The sequence below is a fragment of the Curtobacterium sp. MCBA15_016 genome (assembly GCF_001865105.1).
Lineage (GTDB): Bacteria > Actinomycetota > Actinomycetes > Actinomycetales > Microbacteriaceae > Curtobacterium.
This window is the reverse complement of sequence record NZ_MJGR01000014.1, coordinates 118,972-120,881: the sequence shown is the minus strand read 5'-3', so window position 1 is coordinate 120,881 and position 1,910 is coordinate 118,972. Positions and strand designations below refer to the sequence as shown.

Here is a 1,910-nt window from a genome sequence, read left to right as displayed (position 1 = left end):
CCCGCACATTTCGCCCGCTCGCCCGGCGACCGCGCGCAGTAGCGTGAAACCGCAGCGTCCGCCGACCGGCACCGGGCGACCGCCGCGGGGAATCGGAACCCGAGCTGGAAGGTTGCAGGGGAACACACGGGAACCCGCCTCCGGGCCGGTCGTCGAACACCCACCAACACGCAGCACCCCGCACCCCGCACCCGCAGGACCCACGAACAGGAGCACCACCATGGCCACCGACTGGATCGCGCTGCAGGCACTCGCGGCAGCCGAGTTCGGCCGCCGCGTCGCCGCCGTCACGGACTGGGACGCGTCGACCCCCGACTCCGAATGGACCACCCGAGACCTCGTCCGACACGTCGTCGAGGAGCAGCGGTGGATCCCGAAGCTCCTGACGGGGTGCGACTACGCCCAGGCCGAAGCGGATCTCGAAGCGGTCGGCTCTGACCTCGCGGCCGAGTGGGCGAAGTTCGCGGCCGAAGCCATCGAGGCGTGGCAGAGAACGCCCGCTGACACGCCGGTGCACCTCGCCACGGACGTCGTCCCGGCGGGGCAGTACCTCACCGAGCAGACCAGCGACATCACGATCCACACGTGGGACCTCGCGCGGGCGACCGGCAGCGACGAGACCCTGCCGGACGAACTCGTGCAGGCCGTGTGGGAGCACTTCGAGCCGCAGATCGAGGACCTCGCCGCGACGGGGCTCTACGCCGCACCGGTCGACGTCGACGAGGACGCGCCGCTGCAGGTCCGCCTCCTCGCGGTCACAGGGCGCGATGCCAGGGTGGCGGCATGACCGAAACCGCCCGCTCGGCAACCCCCGAAACCGCCCGCTCGACAAGCCCGGCAACCCCCGAAACCACCCGCTCGACAAGCCCCGAAACCGCCCGCTCGACAAGCCCGGCAACCCCGACCACCCGCCTCGGCGCCTCCGGCCTCCAGATCAGCTCCGTCATCCTCGGCATGATGTCCTACGGCGACCCCGACAAGGGCGCCCACGAGTGGAGCGTCGGCATCGACGAGGCCCGCCCCTTCGTCCGCCGCGCCTACGACCAGGGCATCACCACCTTCGACACCGCGAACGTCTACTCCGCGGGCAGCTCCGAGGAGATCACCGGCACCCTCCTCAAGGAACTCGCCCCGCGCGAGGAGGTCCAGGTCTTCACCAAGGTCTTCAACCGCATGCGCCCGGGCCCCAACGGCGCAGGGCTCTCGCGGGCGGCGATCATGCACGAGATCGACGCCTCGCTGACCCGCCTCGGCACGGACTACGTCGACCTGTACCAGATCCACCGCTTCGACCCGCACACCCCGGTCGAGGAGACGATGGAGGCCCTCCACGACGTCGTGAAGTCGGGCAAGGCGCGCTACATCGGCGCGAGCAGCATGTGGGCGTGGCAGTTCGCCGAGATGCAGCACGTGGCCGACCTGAACGGCTGGACGCGGTTCGTCAGCATGCAGGACCAGTACAACCTCCTCGAACGCGAGGAGGAGCGCGAGATGCACCCCTTCTGCGCCCACACCGGCGTCGGCGTGATCCCGTGGAGCCCGCTCGCCCGCGGCAAGCTCACCCGCCCCTGGGACGCGCAGGGGTCCGGCAGCAGGGCCGACACCGACGAGTTCGGCAAGACGCTCTACAAGCAGGACGAGGACGCCAACCGCGCGATCGTCGACGCGGTGCAGCAGGTGGCCGAGGCGCACGACGCGAGCATGGCGCAGATCGCCCTCGCGTGGGTGATGCGACAGCCGGCGGTCTCCGCCCCGATCGTCGGCGCGACGAAGGAGCACCACATCGACGACGCGGTCGCTGCGACGACGATCGAGCTCACGGACGACGAGGTCACCCGTCTCGAATCCGCGTACACACCCCGGGTGCCGTCCGGTTTCTGACGCACCCACCGGACGGACGGGAGGCGCGG

General features: G+C 70.7%; 2 protein-coding genes. Both read left to right on the top strand.

Going from position 1 to position 1,910, the window contains the following annotated elements; genetic code table 11:
- The first annotated feature begins 220 nt into the window (after positions 1 to 220).
- Positions 221 to 787 carry a TIGR03086 family metal-binding protein gene (locus BIV03_RS06245; protein ID WP_070416636.1) on the top strand — a complete coding sequence of 189 codons (567 nt, stop codon included), beginning with the start codon at positions 221 to 223 and terminating at the stop codon, positions 785 to 787.
- A gap of 167 nt (positions 788 to 954) precedes the next feature.
- Positions 955 to 1,881, top strand: a complete 927-nt coding sequence (locus BIV03_RS06235; RefSeq protein WP_071295025.1) for an aldo/keto reductase — start codon at positions 955 to 957, stop codon at positions 1,879 to 1,881.
- Positions 1,882 to 1,910: the final 29 nt, after the last annotated feature.

What these genes read in the sequence shown, in the direction of transcription:
- BIV03_RS06245 (WP_070416636.1), top strand. Translation starts at nt 221, where the DNA reads ATGGCCACCGACTGGATCGCGCTGCAGGCACTCGCGGCAGCCGAGTTC.
- BIV03_RS06235 (WP_071295025.1), top strand. Translation starts at nt 955, where the DNA reads ATGATGTCCTACGGCGACCCCGACAAGGGCGCCCACGAGTGGAGCGTC.